The following is an 18739-nucleotide window of genomic DNA, read 5'->3' on the forward strand; positions in this document are numbered from 1 at the left end:
CCATGCCGCCGTCCTCTCCGCTCCACGCTCCGCATCCGCGCTGTGTGCGGCTCATGGTGGGGAGTAAGGCCGGGCGACGGCATCGGGCGGATGCCCTAGGCGTCGTCCGTGCGGTGCGCCTCCGCGCGCTCCACGAAGATCCGGTGCAGATCGCGCGCGGCCCGGGTGACCGAGCCCGAACGGCTGCGCTGCACCACCAGGAGCACTGTGGTCGTGTCGTCCTTCAGCGGGCGGCAGGTGATCGCGCCGGTGCGCTCCAACGGGTCCCCGATGACGCTGTAGTCCGGGAGCACGGTGGCGCCAAGACCCTCCGCCACCATCAGCTTGCCCATCTCCGCGCCGTCGGCGGAGTACGAGAACGAGGGCACCCGGCCCTTCAGCAGCCGGTGCGTGAAGCGGTGCATCAGATAGCCGGAACGCATCACGATCAGCGGCTCGCTCAGCAGGTCGTCCACCCCGACCGACTCCAGGGACGCCAGCGGGCTGCCCGGGCGCAGACAGACGACCGGGCGGCCCCGGAGCAGCTCCGTGGTGTGGAGGTCGGGCGCCAGGTCGTCGCCCTCCAGGTAGTTCACCAGGCCGAGGTCGACGCCGCCCTCCAGCAGGGAGCGGTGGATCACCGACTGCTGGGCCGCGATCACCTCCACCTCCGTGGCCGAGTGCAGCGCGTGGAACTCCCGGATCGCCGGGACGAGCAGGGGGACCGTCGCCGCGAAGACCGTGCCGAGCCGGACCGTACGGCTCGTGCGGTGCTGCTCGTCGGCGGCCCGGCGCAGCCGGTCGACCGCGTCCAGCACCCCGATGATGTGCGGCAGCAGCTCGCGCCCGGCGTCGCTGATCGTCGCCCCCGACCGTTTGCGGTCCAGCACGGTCACCCCGAGCTCGCGCTCCAGGTTCCGTACGGTTTCGCTCAACGCGGGCTGGGACAGGTGCAGTTCCTCCGCCGCCCGGCGCAGGGACCCCAGCCGGGTGACGGCCTCGATGTACTCCAGCTGTTCGATCCGCATCGCCTTTCCTCACCTCCGGAGGCGGTGGAAGGGGAACCCTATCGCTCCCTCGTCGATGCCTTCTCGACCTGGAGCGTTCCCGCGCCCTACTCTGGAACCCGAAGGTGCCCGGTGACCCACCGGGCGCCCGCCGCGGAACGCGAAAGGAGAGGGATGTGCGCCGCTTGACCCGTCGCCGCCACATCGACCTCGGCCGCGTTTCCAGCGCCTTCTGTTGTTCCCGCTGACCGCGAGGTCCGAGGGGCCTGCCCCTCCTTCGCGCTCCCGCGCCCCACACGTACGCCCATGTCCGGCCGTGTGAGTCCGTGCACGCCCTCGCGGCTCCCTTGCCGCGCCCATCGCCCCTGATCGGGTTTCTCGATCACCGGGGCCGGATCGCCGTGCCCGCCACCACGCCCGACCCGCCTTCCTGTCCCTGTTCCGGGAGAACCTCATGTCCCCTCCGCCCTCCGCCGACCCGGTGCGCTTCGCGTACTGGGTCCCCAACGTCAGCGGTGGCCTCGTCACCAGCACGATCGAGCAACGCACCGACTGGGGCTACGACTACAACCGCGAACTCGCCGTCCTCGCCGAGAACAACGGGTTCGACTACGCGCTCAGCCAGGTCCGCTACATGGCCAGCTACGGTGCCGAGTTCCAGCACGAGTCCACCTCCTTCAGCCTCGCCCTGCTGCTCGCCACCCAGCGGCTGAAGGTCATCGCGGCCGTCCACCCCGGCCTCTGGCACCCCGGCGTCCTCGCCAAACTCGGCGCCACCGCCGACCACCTGAGCAACGGACGCTTCGCCGTCAACGTGGTCAGCGGCTGGTTCAAGGACGAGTTCACCGCGCTCGGCGAACCCTGGCTGGAGCACGACGAGCGTTACCGCCGCTCCGAGGAGTTCATCCGGGCCCTGCGGGCCGTCTGGACCGAGGACCACGCCGAACTCGCCGGAGACTTCTACCGCATCCGGGACTTCTCCCTGAAGCCCAAGCCGATCACCTCGCCGGAGCGCCCGCACCCGGAGATCTTCCAGGGCGGCAACTCCACCGCCGCCCGGCAGATGGCCGGACGCGTCTCCGACTGGTACTTCTCCAACGGCAAGGACTTCGACGGCGTCACCGAGCAGATCCAGGACGTGCGCACAGCCGCCGAGAGCGCCGGACGCACCCCGCCGCGCTTCGGCCTCAACGGATTCCTCATCGCCCGCGACACCGAGGCGGAGGCCCGCGACACCCTGCGCGAGATCGTCGCCAAGGCCGACACCGAGGCCGTCCACGGCTTCGGCTCGGCCGTCAAGCAGGCCGGGAGCTCCACCGCCGATGGCAAGGGCATGTGGCAGGACTCCTCCTTCGAGGACCTCGTCCAGTACAACGACGGATTCCGTACGGGGCTGATCGGCACCCCGGAACAGATCGCCGAGCGCATCGTCGCCTACAAGCGCCTCGGTGTGGATCTGCTGCTCCTCGGCTTCCTCCACTACCACGAGGAGGTCGAGTACTTCGGCAAGAAGGTGCTGCCGCTCGTGCGGGAGCTGGAGGACCACCAAGCCCGTCAGTCGTCGAAAGGTTCGTCATGAGCACTGCCGCGCCCACCCAGTGGAAGACCCTCCCGGCCCCCGACAGCCCCGCCGCCTGGATCGAGCGCGCGGCCGAGGTCGCCGCGCTTCTCGCCACCGACGCCGCCGCCCGCGACAAGGCGGGCGCCACCCCGTACACCGAGATCCAGCTGCTCAAGGACTCCGGGCTCGTCACCCTGCTCGGCCCGGCCGAGCACGGCGGCGGGGGACAGGACTGGACGACCGCCTACCGGGTGATCCGCGAAGTGGCCAAGGCCGACGGCTCGATCGGGCAGCTCCTCGGCTACCACTACCTCTGGAACTGGGCCGCCCGCCTCGTCGGCACCCGTGAGCAGTGGGAGCACGTCGAGGCCGAGGCGGTCCGCCACACCTGGTTCTTCGGCGGTGCGGTCAACCCGCGCGACAGCGATGTGGTGGTCACCGAGGACGGCGACGACCTCGTCTTCACCGGCGCCAAGACCTTCTCCACCGGCAGCAAGGTCTCCGACGTCACCGTCCTCGAAGGCGTCCTGGAAGGCACCGACCGGCACATCTTCGCCATCGTGCCCTCCGACAGCCCGGGGCTCACCTTCCACGACGACTGGGACAACATCGGCCAGCGCCTCACCGAGAGCGGCGGCGTCACCATCGACGGCGTCCGCACCCCGTGGGCCTCCGCCGCCGGTTACGTGGACAAGGAGTTCCGGCCCCGCGTCTACAACACCCTCAACGTGCCCACGATCCAGCTGGTGTTCATCAGCTTCTACCTGGGCATTGCCGCCGGGGCCCTGGAGACCGCCGCCACCTACACCCGCACCAAGGCCCGTTCCTGGCTGCACGGCGGGTACGACCAGGCGGTCGACGAGCCGTACGTCATCGACACCTACGGGGACCTCACCGCCAAACTCTGGGCCGTGGAAGCCCTGGCCGACGCGGTCGCCGCCGAGGGGCAGAAGCTGCACGACGCGCCGGACGAGGTGACCGAGCAGTCCCGTGCCGCGTTCGAGGTGCGGGTCGCCGCAGCGAAGGCCCGGGCCACCGATGTGGCGCTGGAGGTCACCAGCCGCATCTTCGAGGTCACCGGCGCCCGCGCCACCGCCTCCGCCGAGGGCCTCGACCGCTTCTGGCGCAACGTCCGCACCCACACCCTCCACGACCCGGTCGCCTACAAGCGACGCGAGGTCGGCCGCCACGTCCTGGCCGGCGAACTCCCCGAACCCACCTGGTACTCCTGACCCGCCGGGCCCGGGGCGGCATCCCGACGCCCCGGGCCCGGTACACCTCCCGCCTGGAAAGAGGCCCCCATGGCCACCGTCCTGTCCGTCTCCGGCAGTCCCTCCGCCACCTCCCGCACCGCCCGCCTGCTCCGCCACCTGGATGCCGACCTGGCCGCCCAGGGCCACGAGGTGATACCGCTCGACGTCCGCACTCTGCCCGCCGACGCCCTGCTCGGCGCGGACTTCGCGCACCCCGAGATCGTCCGCGCCACCGAGCTGTTCGCCCGCGCCGACGGCATCGTCATCGGCACCCCCGTCTACAAGGCCGCCTACTCCGGCCTGCTGAAGACCCTCCTGGACCTGCTGCCCCAGTACGCCCTGACCGGCAAGACCGTCCTCCCGCTGGCGACCGGCGGCACCACCGCCCATGTCCTCGCCCTCGACTACGCGCTGCGCCCGGTGCTCTCCTCGATGGGCGCGGCCCACATCGTCCCGGGCTGGTTCGTCCTCGACCGGCACATCACGGCGGGCGACGACGGGGGAGTGGTCCTGGACCCGGCCTCCGCCGCCCCGCTCGACCAGGTGGTCGCCCAGTTCGCCGCGGCCCTGGACCGGAGCGCCCCCGTCCCCGCCACCCGCTGACCCTGATCCGTACCCACTCTGGAGGCAGGCCCGTGACCGCGCCGACCCGACGACGACCTCCCCTCACCGCGCGGGTGATCCGCGACGACGCCGAGGCGCTGCGCACCGCCGCCGAACTCGCCGAGGAGTTCCGCCCGGGCGCCTCCGGACGGGACGCCCGCCGCGAACTGCCCCGCGCCGAACTCGACCGGCTCACCGCCACCGGCCTCCTCGCCGTCACCGTCCCGGCCGAGCACGGCGGGGCCGACGTCTCAGCCGCCACCCTCTCCGAGGTCTTCCGGCTGCTCGCCTCCGCCGACGCCAGCCTGGCGCAGATCCCGCAGAGTCACTTCGCGTACGTCAACGTCCTGCGGCAGCAGGGCAGCCCGGAGCAGCGGGCGTTCTTCTTCGCCGAGGTGCTGGGCGGCCGGCGCTTCGGCAACGCCCAGTCCGAGGCCGGGACCAAACACCTCCAGGACATCCGTACCCGACTGGTGGCCGCCGACGACGGCTCGTACCGCCTGACCGGGGTGAAGAACTACTCCACCGGCGCCCTCTTCGCCGACTGGATCCCCGTCCTCGCACGCGCCGACGACGAGCTGCTCCATGTCGCGTACGTCCCCGCCGACGCGCCCGGCCTCGCCGTCACCGACGACTGGGACGGCATGGGCCAGCGGACCACGGCGAGCGGCACGGTCGAACTGGCGGACGTCGTGGTCCCCGCCGCCCACGTCGTCCCGCACCACCTCACGTTCGCCGGCCCCCAACTCCACGGCGCACTTGCCCAGTTGCTGCATGCCGCGATCGACGCGGGGATCGCGGCGGGCGCGCTGGCCGAGGCGGCCGACTTCGTGACGACCCGGAGCCGGCCCTGGTTCGAGAGCGGGTACGAGACCGCCGCCGAGGACCCCCTCCTCATCCAGCGCTTCGGCGAACTGGCCCTGCGCCACCGGGCCGCCGACGCCCTGCTCGCCACCGCCGCCCGGGCCGTCGACACCGCACGCGGCGACCTCGACGACGACAGCGCGGCCGAGGCGTCGATCGCGGTGGCGGCGGCGAAGGCGTACGCCGGGAGCGCGGCGCTGGAGATCGCCGACGCGCTGTTCGAGGTGTCCGGGACGCGCGCCGCCCTCGACGGTCTCAACCTGCACCGGCACTGGCGTGACGCCCGCACCCACACCCTGCACGACCCGGCGCGCTGGAAGATCCAGCACCTCGGCCGGTACGTCCTGAACGGCACCCGCCCGCCCCGCCACGGCCTGCTCTGACTCACCACCCCCTTCGGAGAAACGATGCCCCTGACCTTCCACTGGTTCCTGCCCACCAACGGCGACAGCCGCCATGTCGTCGGCGGCGGCCACGGCACCCCGGTCACGGCGGCGGGCGGCGACCGCCCGCCGACGGTCCGCTACCTCGCCCAGATCGCCCGCGCCGCCGAGGACCTGGGTTTCACCGGGGCGCTCACCCCGACCGGGGCCTGGTGCGAGGACGCCTGGCTGACCACCGCGATGGTCAGCCAGCACACGGAGCGGCTGAAGTTCCTCGTCGCCTTCCGCCCCGGCTTCGTCTCGCCCACCCTCGCCGCCCAGATGGCCTCCACCTTCCAGCGGCAGAGCGGCGGACGGCTGCTGCTGAACGTCGTCACCGGCGGCGAGAGCCATGAGCAGCGCGCGTACGGGGACTTCCTCGACAAGGACGCCCGCTACGCCCGCACCGGCGAATTCCTGGAGATCGTCCGGCAGTTGTGGGACGGCAAGACGGTCGACCTCAAGGGGGAGCACCTGCACGTCGAGCAGGCCCGGCTCGCCCAGCTCCCCGACCCCGTGCCGGAGGTCTACTTCGGCGGCTCCTCCCCGGCCGCCGCCCGGGTCGCGGCCCACCACAGCGACGTCTACCTCACGTGGGGCGAGCCGCCCGCCCAGGTCGCGGAGAAGATCGCCCGCATCCGGTCCCTCGCCGCCGCGCAGGGCCGTACCGTACGGTTCGGCATCCGGCTCCATGTGATCACCCGCGACACCTCCGAGGCGGCCTGGGCGGAGGCGGACCGGCTGCTCGCGGGCTTCGACCCGGCCACCGTGCGGGCGGTCCAGGAGGGCCTGGCCCGCAGCGAGTCCGAGGGGCAGCGACGGATGCTGGAGCTGCACGGGGGCGGCCGGGACGGTCTGGAGATCCACCCGAACCTGTGGGCGGGCATCGGCCTGGTCCGGGGCGGCGCGGGCACGGCCCTGGTCGGCAGCCATACGGAGGTGGCGGACCGCATCCGGGAGTACCACGCCCTGGGCATCGACGAGTTCGTGCTCTCCGGCTACCCGCATCTGGAGGAGGCGTACTGGTTCGGCGAGGGCGTGCTGCCGCGGCTGGCCGAGGCGGGGCTCTGGGCGCACCCGGGCGGCCCGGTGCGCGCGGCCGGCGGCGCGGACATCCCGTTCGCGGGCGGGGCGCGGTAGCGGTCGGCCGGCCCTGCGTGTGCGGCGCTGTGTCAGTGTGCGGCGCGCGTCAGTCGTCGGCGCCGACCGCCAAACGCCGGATCTCCTCCGCCAGCTCCGCCGCCGACGTGGTCAGCACCATGTGGTCCGCCTCCGGCAGCACCACATGCCGGCCGTGCGGTGACTGGCGGGCCCGGTACGCGTGCGAGGCGGTCGCCCGGTCGCGGACCGATTTCGGCATGCCGGGGGAGACCCGTCCCGCCGACACCACCGTCACCGGCAGCCCCGCCAGGCCCGGCGGGTTCTCCAGCATGGCCCGCAGGTCGCCCGCCGCGTCCTCCAGCTCCCGGCCCCGGGTCCGGGTCATGGCGACGGTGTAGCCCTCGGCCCGCATGTCGGCCGCGGCGTCCGGCGGCAGCGTGGCGGTGAGCGAGCGGTAGGCGCGGCCCAGCAGTCCGAGCCGGGCCAGCGCGACCGTCACCACCTGCCCGATCCGCTCGGCCCGCCGCATCGCGGGCCGGAACAGCAGCTCGCAGGACTCGTCGGTCGGGTCGACGAGTACCAGGCCCGCCACCCGCGCGGGCTGCGCGGCGGCCGCCAGCCGCACCAGCGGCCCGCCCCAGCTGTGGCCGATGAGGAGGAACGGGCCGCCGGGGCCGACACGTTCGAGGTGGTCGAGCAGCTCCCCGAGGTCCTCCGCGAGCGCGTGCAGCCGGCGCGAGGCCCCGGCCGGGGCGGCCGGACTGCGGCCGAGACCGCTGCGGTCGTACACCACCGTCGGCGCCACATCGGCCAGCACGGCCTGGGCGCCCGCCCAGTAGGAGCGGCCCGCGGCGAGCCCGCCCTCGAAGACCACGGTCGGCCGGGCCCGGTCAGGACCGGCGGGGCCCGGCAGCCACTGGTAGTACAGCTCGCGTCCGTCGCGGGTGCGGGCCCGGCCCGCCTCGCCCTGGCTGTGGGCGGGGGCGTCGGCGTTGCGCCCCGTTCCGTGCTCCGCCGGAGCCATCCCCGTACCTCCCACACGTCGGCACATCGGCACGTTGGCGCCCCGGGACCGTCCGGGGCGCCAAGTGAGGTAAGGGTAACCTAAGTCAGGGGTTCCGGGGGCTCGTTCACCTCTCCAGCGCCGCCTTCATCATCTTCTGGGCGATCGGCGCGGCCAGCCCGTTGCCGCTGACCTCGGAGCGTGCCGAGCCGGAGTCCTCGACGATCACCGCGACCGCGACCTCCTTGCCGCTGCTGTCGTCCTTCGCGTACGAGGTGAACCAGGCGTACGGGGTGTTGCTGTTGTCGACCCCGTTCTGCGCGGTGCCCGTCTTCCCGCCGACCTCGGCCCCGGCGATCCTGGCGTTGGTGCCGGTGCCCTTCTCGACCACGGTCACCATCGCGCTGCGGAGCTGCTCGGCGGTCTTCTCCTCCACCACGCGCTTCGTGTCGCCGTCCTCGGTCTCCTCCAGGGCCGAGCCGTCCCCGTCGGTCACCGACGAGACCATGTGCGGCGCGGCCAGCTCACCGCCGTTGGCCAGCGCCGAGGTGACCATCGCCATCTGGAGCGGGGTCGCGGTGACCTCGAACTGGCCGATCCCCGTCAGGGCCGTCTGCGCCTTGTCCATGTCCGTCGGATACACGCTCTTCGCCGCCCGGACCGGGACGTCCAGCTTCTCGGTGTCGAACCCGAAGGCGTCCGCCATCTCCTTGACCTTGTCCTGCCCGAGGTCGGCCGCCGCCTTCGCGAAGACGTTGTTGCAGGAGTACTGGAGCGCGGTGCGCAGGGTCGCGTTCTCGCAGGGGGCGGACGCGTTCTCGTTGCGCAGGACCGTGCTGGTGCCGGGCAGGGTGTACGGGTCGGGGCTGTCGGTGCGCTCGTCGACCGAGCCGTAGAGCCCGTTCTCCAGCGCGGCCGCCGCCACCACCAGCTTGAACGTGGAACCCGGCGCCAGCGGCTGCCGCAGCGCCCGGTTGACCAGCGGCTTGTCCGGATCGTCCAGCAGCTTCTGCCAGGCGTCCCCGTCCGTCGTCCCGCTGATCTTCGACGGGTCGTACGAGGGGGTCGAGGCCATCCCGAGGATCCGGCCGGTCTTCGGGTCGATCGCCACCGCGGCGCCCTTGTCGTCGCCGAGCGCCTCGTACGCCGCCTTCTGGACGCCCGGGTCGATGGTGGTGAGGACGTTGCCCGGCTTGGCCTGTCCGCCGGTGATCAGGTCCTTCGGGTTCTTCAGCCGGTCGTCCGTGCCGTCCAGGACGTCGCTGTGGATGCCTTCGAGCTGGGTCGCCCCGTACGCCTGCGAGCTGTAGCCGGTGACGGCCGCGTACAGCTCCCCCTGCGTGTAGGTCCTCTTGTACCGGAGGTCGCCGCCACTGGTCCCCTTCGATCCGGTGACCGGCGAACCGGCCACGATGATGTCCCCGAGCGGCTGCGCGTACTGCGCGATCGTGTTCCGCCGGTTGTGCTCGTCGTCTGCGAGCGCCCTGGCCTCGTAGCCCTGCACCCAGGTCGCCCGCACCAGCAGGGCGAGCACCATGAGCAGGCAGAAGACCGAAGCGCGCCTGATTGTCTTGTTCATCCCGCTGGAGGGACGAGCGGGCCCGGTCCGGCCGTTCCCGATCGTGCCGCTTCTCACCGTTTTCTCACCCGGCGCGCGAGCCGGCCTCCTCCTCGGCGCGCGACGCCGCTCATCCGGCGCGTGACGCCCGCGCGGCTCAGCCCGGGGTGATGAAACCGGACTCGTACGCCGCGATGACCGCCTGGGTCCGGTCCCGGGCGCCGGTCTTCGCGAGGACCGCCGCCACATGGGTCTTCGCCGTCGCCGGGCCCACCGAGAGCCGGCCCGCGATCTCCGCGTTGGTCAGCCCCGCCGCCATCAGCCGCAGCACGTCCGCCTCCCGGTCGGTCAGCCGCGCCACCCACGCCGGGGCCATGGCCGGCTGCCGCGCCGCGTGCTCGGCGGCGAGCGTGCGCACCGCCGCCGGGTAGAGGAGCGAGTCGCCGCACGCCACCAGGCGCACCGCCTGCACCAGCTCCTCCGCCGCCGCCCGCTTCAGCAGGAACCCGGCCGCCCCGGCGTGCAGGGCGTCGTACACGTACGCGTCGTTCTCGAAGGTCGTCACGACGACGATCCTCGGCGGGTCCTCCAGCGTGGCGAGGATCTGCTCGGTGGCCCGGATGCCGTCGATCTCCGGCATCCTCACGTCCATCAGCACCACATCGGGCCGCAGCTCCCGCACCACGGAGACGGCCTCCGCGCCGGTGGTCGCCTCCCCGACGACCTCGATGCCCTCCTCGGCGTCCAGGATCACCCGCAGTGCCGTGCGCACCATCCGCTCGTCGTCCGCGAGCACCACCCGCACCGGAGCCCCGCTCATCCCCGTCCCTCCGTCCGGTCGGCCGCCCCCGTCGCCTCCGACATCGTCAGCGGCAGCCGGGCGGTGAGCCGCCAGCCGCCGTCGTACGGTCCCGCCTCGGCCCGGCCGCCCAGCAGGACGGCCCGCTCCGCGATGCCGCGCAGCCCGCGGCCGCCCCCGGGCCGTGCCACGGCCGGGCGCTCGCCCAGCGGGTTCTCCATCACGATCTCCAGCTCCCTCTCCCGTTCCCGTACCGCGATCAGCAGCCGCACCGGGGAGGCCGTGTCGCCCCTGCCGTGCCGCAGGGCGTTGCTCAGCCCCTCCTGGACGATCCGGTACGCCTCCCGCGCGACCACCGGATCCACCGTGCCCGGGTCCTCCGGATCGCCCTCCCGCTCGTACGCCACCAGCACCCCGCAGTGCGCCAGCAGCCCGCCCAGCGCGTCGAGACCCGGCCCGTACGCCGTGCCCTCCTCGTCCGGCTCCGCGTCCTGCCGCAGCAGCCCCAGCACCGAGTCCAGCTCGCCGACCGTGCGCCGCGTCGTCTCCTCGATGGCGGTCAGCGCCTCGCGGACGAACTCCGGGTCCCGGTCCAGGACCCGGCGCGCCGCCCCCGCCTGCAGGGTCACCGCGCTCAGCGCGTGCCCCACCGAGTCGTGCAGCTCCCGGGCGAGCCGGTTGCGCACCGCCAGATCCGCCGCGCGGCGCTCGGCGGCGGCCAGCCGGTCCTCGGGCGTCGGCCCCAGCAGCACCGGCGCCCGCCGGGCCAGCGCCTCCCCGGCCGCGGCGGCGGCCAGCGCCAGCGCCACCAGCATCGCCAGCCCCGCGAACGGCGCGAGGGCCAGGGCCCACGGCTCCCGCAGCGCCTCGGGCCCGTCCAGCAGCCAGGTCTCGCGCAGCCCCGCGAAGAACGGCAGGGCGATCACCGCCACCGCGAACGGCGGCAGCGCCAGCGTCGCCCCGCTGATGATCCCGCCGAGCGCCAGATGCAGGGTGTACCAGCCGGCGGTACGCACCCGGGCCTGCCGGGTCCGGGCGGGCCCGTCGGCCAGCAGGGCGGGCGGGACCCCGCACAGGGCACGGGCGGCGGCCACCGACAGCGGCCGGACGAGGGCGAAGAAGCCGGTGACCGCCGCCATCGGCAGGGCGAGCGCGAACGCGGCGAGCTGTGCGGGCACGGAGGAGAAGAGCTGTTCCCCGCCGCCCGCCATGCCGACCAGGACCGTGCCGACCAGGAAGTACGGCATCAGCAGCGCGCCACCGATGATCAGGTGCAGCCAGCGCAGCCGGGCCCGCCGCCCGAACAGCGCGGCGAGCTGCTTCACGACCCCCGGCTCTCGTCGAGCGCACCGCGTGCGGACGGCGCGGAAGCCGCCGCGCGCTCCGCGAAGAAGTACGCGCCCAGCGTCACGACGAGCGCCCCGGCCAGCATCTGGACAGCGTAGGTCACCATCGTCGCCGCCGTCGGCCGGTCCGCAGCCTCGCCCGCGCCCATCAGCCCGGCCAGGCTCAACCACCCGCCCCAGCAGGCCAGCTGCGCCGATCCGCACCACGCCAGGACGAGCGGCAGCCGCAGGGAGAGGCGGCCGGTGCGCCGGAAGGCGAGCAGCAGCACCCCGACGGCGGTGACCACGACGAAGAGCAGGCCGACCGCTTCGAGGACGTAGAAGTCGCTGGTGCGGTCCGCCGCCCGGGCCGGCTCCAGCCCGGCGGTCGAACCGGTGGCCCACAACAGGTGGGTGACGCCCGGGACCAGGGCGGCCGACGCGGCGGCGACGGCGGTCGCGCGCAGGGCGGGCGCGGTGGGACTCTCCGGCAGATCCCGCAGCCGCCCCCGCCACAGATCGCCCCAGCGCTCCCTGGCGTACAGGGCGAACAGGGCGCCGAGGGCGAGGCCCTGGACGATGAAGCCGCCGTAGACGACGCCGAACACCCACGGGTCGAGGAACGGCTCGGAACTCCCCTCGCCGACCGGCCGCCCGCCGCCACCGCCGAGGAGCCGTACGACCAGCTGGACGGGGAAGGCCGTCATGATCGGCAGCAGCAGACCGCTCGCCACCCACATCGGCAGCACCAGCAGCCAGGCGGGCACCCGCAGACCCCAGGGCCGGGTGAGCAGCAGCGCGAGGACGACGACGGCACCGTCCATCAGCACGGTGGCCCCGTTGGCGACGGCCAGCGCGGGACCGCCGTGCAGCAGCGGACTGCCGTCGGGGATCCCGAGCCGACTGCCGGCCATCCAGGCCGTCTTGAGGCCGACGTACGGCAGGCAGGACGCGATGGCGACCACCCGCAGCACGGACCGCGCGCGGCCGACGCGGTACGGGGGATCCCCGGGCGGTGCGCCGGTGCCGGTGCGTTTTCCGGGCGGTGCGCCGGTGTCGATGAGCCGGTTCGCTGTCATGCCACCAGGCTTCCGCGCGGGCCGCCCCCGCACGTCCTGCCCGCCGACGATCCGCCTCCGCCGCGCGGGGGAGAACCCGAGAGGTCACGCGCGGAGCGTCACCAGCACCTCGTCGATCTCCTCGCCCCGGGCCTGGGCGAACCCCCGGTCCGTGCCGGTCACCACGAAGCCGCACTTCTCCAGCACCCGGCGCGAGCCGAGGTTGTCGGCCGCCGCCCGCGCGTGCAGCGGGCGCGTGGGCGTCTCGGCGAGGAACGCCCGCAGCGCGGCCGTCGCCAGTCCGCGGCCCCAGTGCGCGCGGTCGATCCAGTACGTCACCTGGCGGTCGCCGGCCTCCCCGTACGCCCCGACATGGCCCACCACGACGCCGTCGGCCACCGCCGTGCGCATCACCACCCCGCCGGACCCGGACCGGATCCGCTCCCAGTGGGCGTCGAACGCGGCGCGGTCGGTGGGGTCCTTCGCGGTGAAAGCGGCGACCCGGGTCGCCGCCGGATCGCTCATCCAGGCGAAGAAGAGCGGCAGGTCGGCGTCCTCCACCGCCCGCAGTGCTGTCCGGGCCATCAGAGCCGCCGCGTCGCGAGGGAGAGCCGGTCCCGGGCGTCGAACAGGGCGTCCTTGACCATCTGTTCGTGGCCGGGGGTGAGCCGGGCGACCGGCACCGAGCAGCTGATCGCGTCCCTGGCGGGCGTCCGGTAGGGGATCGCGACCCCGAAGCAGCGCAGGCCGAGGGTGTTCTCCTCGCGGTCCACCGCGTAGCCCTGTTCCCGGACCAGCCGCAGCTCCTCGATGAGCTTCTCGCGGTCCGTGATGGTGTGTTCGGTCAGCGCGGGCAGCGTCTCGGGCAGCATCTTGCGGACCTGCTCGTCGCTGTGGGTTGCCAGCAGCGCCTTGCCCAGCGAGGTGGAGTGCGCGGGCAGCCGGCGGCCGACCCGGGTGAAGGGGCGCAGATAGTGCTGGGACTGCCGGGTCGCGAGGTAGACCACGTTCGTCCCGTCGAGACGGGCCAGGTGGATGGTCTCCGTGGTGTCGTCGGACAGCCGGTCCAGCGTCGGCCGCGCGGCGGCCACGACCTCGTCGCCGTCGATGTAGGAGGTGCCGACCAGCAGGGCGCGGACCCCGATCCCGTACCGGGTGCCCGTCGCGTCCGTCTCGACCCAGCCGAGCTCCACCAGGGTGCGCAGCAGCATGTACAGGCTGGACTTGGGGTAGCCGACCGCCTCCTGGACGGCGGCCAGCGAGTGCATGCCGGGCCGCCCCGCGAAGTATTCGAGGAGTTCCACGGTCCGTACCGCGGACTTGACCTGTGCCCCACCGGACTCGGCGACCGACATCGCCCACGCCCCCTTCTTCTTCCAGCTCATCGACTTCTCGTCCGTATCGCCGTCCGCGTCGGAGCCGGCGTCGCCGTCCGAAAAGCCGCCACACGATTGCCAACACGGAACGCCCGGAAATAGAGTCCCAGGACATTCACGATCAGGAACTCTGTTCAGAATACCGAACACTTGCTGATGTGCGGCCGAAGTCGGCCGGGACGCCGGCGGGGCGTCGGTCGCGCGGCGACCGGGAACCGGCCGGGGACCGGTCGCGCTACGGAAGGGAATCACGGTGAGCGCAGTACCAGTCTGGAGTGTCGACCCCCGAACGGGGAACCCGCGCGAGCAGGTTGCCGTGGAGGCCACCGCCGAGGAGGTCGACCGCGCGGTCCGGTCGGCCCACGCCGTGCGGGACGCCCTCGCCGACCGGGTGGCGCGCGCCGCGTTCCTGCGGGCGGCGGCGGAGCTGCTGGAGGAGTCCGGCGAGCACATCATCGAGGCCGCCGACGCGGAGACCGCCCTCGGGCCGGCCCGGCTCACCGGCGAACTCGCCCGTACCGCAGCCCAGTTCAGGGCCTTCGCGGAGGTCGTCGACGAAGGCGCCTACCTCGACGTCCACATCGACCACCCGGACGCCACCCGGACCCCGCCCTGGCCCGACCTGCGCCGCTACAAGATCCCGCTCGGGGTCGTCGCCGTCTACGCGGCCAGCAACTTCCCGCTCGCCTTCTCCGTCCCCGGTGGCGACACCGCCAGCGCCCTCGCGGCCGGCTGCCCGGTCGTCGTGAAGGCACACCCCGACCACCCGGCCACCTCCGAACTCTGCGCCTCGGTCCTGCGCCGCGCCGCCGCCCGCACCGGGCTGCCCGAGAACGTGCTGACCGTGGTGCACGGCTTGGACGCGGGCGTCGAGCTGATCCGCCACCCGCTGGTGCGCGCCGCGGGCTTCACCGGCTCGGTACGCGGCGGACGCGCCCTGTTCGACGCGGCGGCCGCCCGCCCCGCCCCCATCCCCTTCCACGGTGAACTCGGCTCCCTCAACCCGGTCGTCGTCACCGCGGCCGCCGCTGCCGAGCGCGCCGGGGAGATCGGTACCGGCCTCGGCGGCTCGATGACGCTCGGTGCCGGCCAGTTCTGCACCAAGCCCGGCTTCGTGCTCGTCCCCGAGGGCGCGGCGGGCGACCAGCTCATCAAGACCCTCACCGAGACGGTCAGCTCGACCGGCTCCGGTGTCCTGCTGGACCACCGCATGCGGGACGCCTTCGTCACGGGCGTACGGGAGCGGGCCGCGCTGCCCGGTGTCGACGCCCCGGTCACCCCCGGCGCGGCCGGCGCGCACTCCGTCTCCGCCGGATTCCTCACCGTGCCCGCCGCCCGGCTCACCGCCGAGGGCCCGTACGACGCGCTGCTGGAGGAGTGCTTCGGCCCGGTCACCGTGATCGCCCGGTACGCCTCCGTCGACGAGATCGCCGCCGTCCTCGCCCGGCTGCCGGGGAACCTCACCGCCACCCTCCAGACCGCCACCGACGAGGGCCGGGACCCCGACGCGGGCCCGCTGCTCGCCGCCCTCACCCCGCTCGCCGGGCGCATCCTCGTCAACGGCTGGCCGACCGGCGTCGCCGTCGCCCCCGCCCAGCACCACGGCGGCCCCTACCCGGCGACCACGTCCACCTCCACCTCGGTCGGCGCGACGGCGATCGAACGCTGGCTGCGCCCGGTCACGTACCAGTCCACCCCCGAGACGCTCCTCCCGGCCGAGCTCCGCGAGGACAACCCGCTCGGCCTGCCGCGCCGGGTGGACGGACGCCGCGCATGAGCCTGCACCTGGACCGCATCCCCTTCGCCCTGGACCCGGCAGGCCCCGACGGGCGCTGGACACAGGCGGACGGCGTCCTGACCGGCCGGGCGGGCCCCGGCCAGGACCTCTTCGTCCCGCCGTCCGGCGACTCCCTCGACCCGGCCTCCGACGCGCCGCGCCTGCTCGGCGCGGTGGGCGACGGGGACTTCCGGCTGGTGGCCCGGGTCCGGCCGGGGCTGGTGGCGGCCGGTGACGCGGGGGCGCTGCTCCTCCAGGTCGCGGACCGGGAGTGGGCCAAGCTCTGCCTGGAGCGCTCCGCCGACCTCCCGACCGTCTGCACCGTCGTCACCCGGGGCCACTCCGACGACGCCAACGCCTTCGTGGTGGAGGAGGGCGTCTGCTGGCTGCGCCTCAGCCGCACCGGCAGCGCCTACGCCTTCCACGCCTCCGCCGACGGCGACAGCTGGACCTTCGTCCGCGTCTTCACCCTCGGTACGCCCGAGGAGCGGGCGGCCGCCCGCGTCGGCTTCCTCGTCCAGTCGCCCACGGGCCAGGGCTGCGGCGCGGTCTTCGACCGGATCGCGTTCCTGCCCGGGGGAGTGGCGAACCTGCGCGACGGGCGGTGAGGCGCGAGGGGCCGGGTGCGCGTGGAGAGCGTCAGGACACCGTCGCGGCCCGGTCGGACTCGCTGCGCAGCACGCAGAACTCGTTGCCCTCGGGGTCGGCGAGCACCGCCCAGCCGGAGCCGTCCGGGTCGCGGAGATCGGCGACGAGGGTGGCGCCGAGGGCCAGCAGCCGCTCCACCTCCTCCTCGCGCGAGGTCTGAGGGCGCAGGCACAGATGGAGCCGGTTCTTGCCCACCTTGGCCTCGGGGACCTGATGGAAATAGAGCATCGGGCCCTCCGCCATCATCACCTGCGTCTCCGGCATGCCCGGTTCGTCCTCCGGATGCAGCGGACGGCCGGTCACCTCGCTCCAGAACCGCGCCAGCTCATACGCGTTCACACAGTCGATCGCCACGTTCTGCACCACTGAGACCATGCGCGCGAGCCTTCCCGATTTCCGCTCCGGGCGCCAGCGGGTTGCGACGCGGGAATCACCAGGTCAGCTTTGGTGTTCGTACGGAGACGTGACGTACGGAGGGCCTCTCCGCACGCCCCCTCGTGAGCCTGGGAGAGAAGAAGAGTCATGCGCGTCGAGATCTGGAGCGACATCGCCTGCCCGTGGTGCTACATCGGCAAGGCCCGCTTCGAGAAGGGCCTCGCGGAGTTCGCCCACCGGGACGAGGTCGAGGTGGTGCACCGGTCCTTCGAACTCGACCCGTCCCGGGCCAAGGGCGACACCGCGCTCGTGATCGACATGCTGGCCGAGAAGTACGGCCGCAGCCGCGAGGAGGCCGCCGCGATGGAGGCGAACGTCGCCGCCAACGCGCAGTCCGAGGGGCTCGGCTACCGCACCGAGGGCCGTGACCACGGCAACACCTTCGACATCCACCGGCTGCTGCACCTGGCCAAGGCCCGGGGCCGCCAGGACGAACTGCTCACCCTCGCCTACCGGGCGAACTTCGCCGAGGAGCGCTCCGTCTTCGACGCCGAGGTGCTGGTCGCCCTCGCCGAGGAGGCCGGGCTCGACGCCGACGAGGCCCGCGCGGTGCTCGCCGAACCCGAGGCGTACGCGGACGACGTCCGCACCGACGAGCGCGAGGCGGCCGAACTGGGCGCCAACGCCGTGCCGTTCTTCGTCCTCGACCGGCGGTACGGCATCTCCGGCGGCCAGCCCTCCGAGGTGTTCGTCCAGGCGCTGGAGCAGGCCTGGAAGGACCGCCCCGCCACCGCCCTCACCACCGTCGGCGGGGATGCGGCGGCCTGCGACACCGATGGCGCCTGCGAAGTTCCATAAGTATTTCTTTGGAGCACCCCTTAACTCTCCGTAATTGACTTCGGGTTGAGGGGGCTCCAGGGTGGACGCATGACGATCCTCGCGCCCATCCACGCCGCAGCCGTCGAATTCGCACCCGAGGTCACCTACCTCAACACCTCCAGCTGGGGCCTGCTGCCCCGCCGGACGATCGCCGCCGTCAAGGCCCTGGCCGACGAGAACGCCGCGGGCCGCCGGGTGGGGGCCGGCAGCTTCGAGGCCGTGGAGGCCGCCCGTGTCGGCTTCGCCCGGCTCGTCCGGGTCCACCCTGACCGGGTCGCCACCGGCAGCTCCGTCACCGTCCATGTCGGCCTGATCGCCGCCTCGCTGCCGCCCGGCGCCGAAGTCCTCTGCCCCGAGGGCGAGTTCTCCTCCGTGGTCAGCCCGTTCGCTCTCCGCGGCGATCTGCGCATGCGGTACGCGCCGCTCGCGGACCTCGCCGGGGCCGTCCGCGAGTCGACCGCGCTGGTCGCCTTCTCCGCCGTGCAGTCAGCCGACGGCCGGGTCGCCGACCTCGCCGCCGTCCGTGCCGCCGCCGCGGCGCACGGGGCCCGCACCCTGCTGGACGCCACCCAGGCGGCGGGCTGGTTCCCGGTGGACGCCGGGGCGTACGACTACACCGTCACCGGCGGCTTCAAGTTCCTGCTCTGCCCGCGCGGTACGTCGTTCCTGACGGTCACCGAGGAGGCGCAGGACACCCTCCCCGCCCTCTTCGCGGGCTGGGTCGCCGCGGGCGCCCCCTGGACGAGCAACTACGGCGCGCTGGAGCGTCTCGCTCCCACCGCCCGGGGCTTCGACGAGCCGCCCGCCTTCCTCTCGTACCACGGGGCCGAGCACTCCCTCGCCCTGCTCGCCGAAGTCGGCTCCGACGCCCTGTACGCGCACGCCACCGGGCTCGCCGCCCGGCTGCGGGATGGGCTGACGACCCTCGGGCACAAGGCCGTCCCCGGGGAGTCGGCGATCGTCGCCGTGCCGGGGCTCGACGGGCGGCAGCCCGAGCTGGTGGAGGCCGGGATCGCCGTCTCCGCCCCGGCCGGGAATCTGCGGATCTCGTGCCACCTCTACAACACCGAGGCCGATGTGGACCGGCTGCTGGACTTCCTCGCCTGAGCCGTACGAACGCGGATCAAGCCGTACGGGAACGGCTCAGGGCC

The 18739-nt window shown here is 73.5% G+C and carries 19 protein-coding genes; 10 read left to right on the forward strand and 9 right to left on the reverse strand.

Annotated features, from left to right (window positions below; genetic code table 11):
• Positions 1-95: 95 nt before the first annotated feature.
• Positions 96-1007 (reverse strand): LysR family transcriptional regulator, encoded by a 912-nt coding sequence (locus IE134_RS22505; RefSeq protein ID WP_030713390.1) that lies wholly within the window; start codon positions 1005-1007, stop codon positions 96-98.
• Between the two features lie 155 nt (positions 1008-1162).
• On the opposite strand from IE134_RS22505, the gene IE134_RS34680 reads away from it, so the two are divergent.
• The 6 genes from IE134_RS34680 (at position 1163) to IE134_RS22530 (ending at position 6829) form a co-directional block, all read left to right on the forward strand.
• Positions 1163-1234, forward strand: coding sequence for a putative leader peptide (locus IE134_RS34680; protein ID WP_350310323.1), 72 nt, complete (start codon positions 1163-1165; stop codon positions 1232-1234).
• Between the two features lie 206 nt (positions 1235-1440).
• On the forward strand, positions 1441-2565 hold the full coding sequence (gene sfnG, locus IE134_RS22510) for a dimethylsulfone monooxygenase SfnG (protein ID WP_030713393.1): 1125 nt from the start codon (positions 1441-1443) through the stop codon (positions 2563-2565).
• Positions 2562-3779 (forward strand): acyl-CoA dehydrogenase family protein, encoded by a 1218-nt coding sequence (locus IE134_RS22515; RefSeq protein ID WP_189431517.1) that lies wholly within the window; start codon positions 2562-2564, stop codon positions 3777-3779. Before sfnG ends, IE134_RS22515 begins: the two co-directional genes overlap by 4 nt.
• Before the next feature lie 69 nt (positions 3780-3848).
• Positions 3849-4403, forward strand: a complete 555-nt coding sequence (gene ssuE, locus IE134_RS22520; RefSeq protein WP_030713397.1) for an NADPH-dependent FMN reductase — start codon at positions 3849-3851, stop codon at positions 4401-4403.
• Between the two features lie 74 nt (positions 4404-4477).
• Positions 4478-5650, forward strand: coding sequence for an SfnB family sulfur acquisition oxidoreductase (locus tag IE134_RS22525; RefSeq protein WP_126931413.1), 1173 nt, complete (start codon positions 4478-4480; stop codon positions 5648-5650).
• Positions 5651-5674: 24 nt separating this feature from the next.
• A complete protein-coding gene (locus tag IE134_RS22530) occupies positions 5675-6829 on the forward strand; it encodes an LLM class flavin-dependent oxidoreductase (protein WP_126931238.1) in 1155 nt (384 codons plus the stop codon).
• A gap of 49 nt (positions 6830-6878) precedes the next feature.
• Here the strand turns inward: IE134_RS22530 and IE134_RS22535 are convergent, their stop codons facing one another.
• From IE134_RS22535 to IE134_RS22565, 7 genes are all read right to left on the reverse strand, one after another.
• On the reverse strand, positions 6879-7814 hold the full coding sequence (locus IE134_RS22535) for an alpha/beta fold hydrolase (RefSeq protein WP_098020321.1): 936 nt from the start codon (positions 7812-7814) through the stop codon (positions 6879-6881).
• Between the two features lie 106 nt (positions 7815-7920).
• Positions 7921-9372 (reverse strand): peptidoglycan D,D-transpeptidase FtsI family protein, encoded by a 1452-nt coding sequence (locus IE134_RS22540; RefSeq protein WP_098020322.1) that lies wholly within the window; start codon positions 9370-9372, stop codon positions 7921-7923.
• A gap of 136 nt (positions 9373-9508) precedes the next feature.
• Complete coding sequence (locus IE134_RS22545; protein WP_030713411.1) at positions 9509-10171, reverse strand: response regulator transcription factor; 663 nt, start codon at positions 10169-10171, stop codon at positions 9509-9511.
• Positions 10168-11475, reverse strand: a complete 1308-nt coding sequence (locus tag IE134_RS22550) for a sensor histidine kinase (RefSeq protein ID WP_189431519.1) — start codon at positions 11473-11475, stop codon at positions 10168-10170. The genes IE134_RS22545 and IE134_RS22550 overlap by 4 nt, the downstream gene beginning before the upstream one ends.
• A complete protein-coding gene (locus IE134_RS22555) occupies positions 11472-12554 on the reverse strand; it encodes a hypothetical protein (protein WP_229823696.1) in 1083 nt (360 codons plus the stop codon). Before IE134_RS22555 ends, IE134_RS22550 begins: the two co-directional genes overlap by 4 nt.
• Positions 12555-12638: 84 nt before the next feature.
• On the reverse strand, positions 12639-13118 hold the full coding sequence (locus IE134_RS22560) for a GNAT family N-acetyltransferase (RefSeq protein WP_030713419.1): 480 nt from the start codon (positions 13116-13118) through the stop codon (positions 12639-12641).
• Positions 13118-13888: an IclR family transcriptional regulator gene (locus tag IE134_RS22565; RefSeq protein WP_006123634.1), complete on the reverse strand. Its 771-nt coding sequence runs from the start codon at positions 13886-13888 to the stop codon at positions 13118-13120. Before IE134_RS22565 ends, IE134_RS22560 begins: the two co-directional genes overlap by 1 nt.
• 274 nt (positions 13889-14162) lie before the next feature.
• On the opposite strand from IE134_RS22565, the gene IE134_RS22570 reads away from it, so the two are divergent.
• Positions 14163-15686 (forward strand): aldehyde dehydrogenase (NADP(+)), encoded by a 1524-nt coding sequence (locus IE134_RS22570; RefSeq protein WP_189431521.1) that lies wholly within the window; start codon positions 14163-14165, stop codon positions 15684-15686.
• Positions 15683-16294 (forward strand): DUF1349 domain-containing protein, encoded by a 612-nt coding sequence (locus IE134_RS22575; RefSeq protein ID WP_098895912.1) that lies wholly within the window; start codon positions 15683-15685, stop codon positions 16292-16294. The genes IE134_RS22570 and IE134_RS22575 overlap by 4 nt, the downstream gene beginning before the upstream one ends.
• A 31-nt stretch (positions 16295-16325) precedes the next feature.
• Here IE134_RS22575 and IE134_RS22580 read toward each other — a convergent pair whose 3' ends face one another.
• Positions 16326-16709, reverse strand: coding sequence for a VOC family protein (locus IE134_RS22580; protein ID WP_030713424.1), 384 nt, complete (start codon positions 16707-16709; stop codon positions 16326-16328).
• 147 nt (positions 16710-16856) lie between these two features.
• On the opposite strand from IE134_RS22580, the gene IE134_RS22585 reads away from it, so the two are divergent.
• Positions 16857-17567, forward strand: a complete 711-nt coding sequence (locus tag IE134_RS22585; RefSeq protein WP_030713425.1) for a DsbA family oxidoreductase — start codon at positions 16857-16859, stop codon at positions 17565-17567.
• Between the two features lie 69 nt (positions 17568-17636).
• A complete protein-coding gene (locus tag IE134_RS22590) occupies positions 17637-18695 on the forward strand; it encodes an aminotransferase class V-fold PLP-dependent enzyme (RefSeq protein WP_189431523.1) in 1059 nt (352 codons plus the stop codon).
• The last annotated feature ends 44 nt before the right edge of the window (positions 18696-18739 follow it).

The sequence above is a fragment of the Streptomyces rubiginosohelvolus genome, assembly GCF_014649875.1.
In the GTDB taxonomy this organism is placed as follows: Bacteria; Actinomycetota; Actinomycetes; order Streptomycetales; family Streptomycetaceae; genus Streptomyces; species Streptomyces rubiginosohelvolus.

Excerpts from the sequence above, each read along its gene's own strand:
- IE134_RS22560 (WP_030713419.1), bottom strand. The coding sequence starts at position 13,118 with ATGGCCCGGACAGCACTGCGGGCGGTGGAGGACGCCGACCTGCCGCTC.
- IE134_RS22515 (WP_189431517.1), top strand. The coding sequence starts at position 2,562 with ATGAGCACTGCCGCGCCCACCCAGTGGAAGACCCTCCCGGCCCCCGAC.
- IE134_RS22555 (WP_229823696.1), bottom strand. The coding sequence starts at position 12,554 with ATGACAGCGAACCGGCTCATCGACACCGGCGCACCGCCCGGAAAACGC.
- IE134_RS22540 (WP_098020322.1), bottom strand. The coding sequence starts at position 9,372 with ATGAACAAGACAATCAGGCGCGCTTCGGTCTTCTGCCTGCTCATGGTG.
- IE134_RS22585 (WP_030713425.1), top strand. The coding sequence starts at position 16,857 with ATGCGCGTCGAGATCTGGAGCGACATCGCCTGCCCGTGGTGCTACATC.
- IE134_RS22590 (WP_189431523.1), top strand. The coding sequence starts at position 17,637 with ATGACGATCCTCGCGCCCATCCACGCCGCAGCCGTCGAATTCGCACCC.
- IE134_RS22565 (WP_006123634.1), bottom strand. The coding sequence starts at position 13,888 with ATGTCGGTCGCCGAGTCCGGTGGGGCACAGGTCAAGTCCGCGGTACGG.
- IE134_RS22575 (WP_098895912.1), top strand. The coding sequence starts at position 15,683 with ATGAGCCTGCACCTGGACCGCATCCCCTTCGCCCTGGACCCGGCAGGC.
- ssuE (WP_030713397.1), top strand. The coding sequence starts at position 3,849 with ATGGCCACCGTCCTGTCCGTCTCCGGCAGTCCCTCCGCCACCTCCCGC.
- IE134_RS22545 (WP_030713411.1), bottom strand. The coding sequence starts at position 10,171 with ATGAGCGGGGCTCCGGTGCGGGTGGTGCTCGCGGACGACGAGCGGATG.
- IE134_RS22530 (WP_126931238.1), top strand. The coding sequence starts at position 5,675 with ATGCCCCTGACCTTCCACTGGTTCCTGCCCACCAACGGCGACAGCCGC.
- IE134_RS22535 (WP_098020321.1), bottom strand. The coding sequence starts at position 7,814 with ATGGCTCCGGCGGAGCACGGAACGGGGCGCAACGCCGACGCCCCCGCC.
- IE134_RS22505 (WP_030713390.1), bottom strand. The coding sequence starts at position 1,007 with ATGCGGATCGAACAGCTGGAGTACATCGAGGCCGTCACCCGGCTGGGG.
- IE134_RS22580 (WP_030713424.1), bottom strand. The coding sequence starts at position 16,709 with ATGGTCTCAGTGGTGCAGAACGTGGCGATCGACTGTGTGAACGCGTAT.
- sfnG (WP_030713393.1), top strand. The coding sequence starts at position 1,441 with ATGTCCCCTCCGCCCTCCGCCGACCCGGTGCGCTTCGCGTACTGGGTC.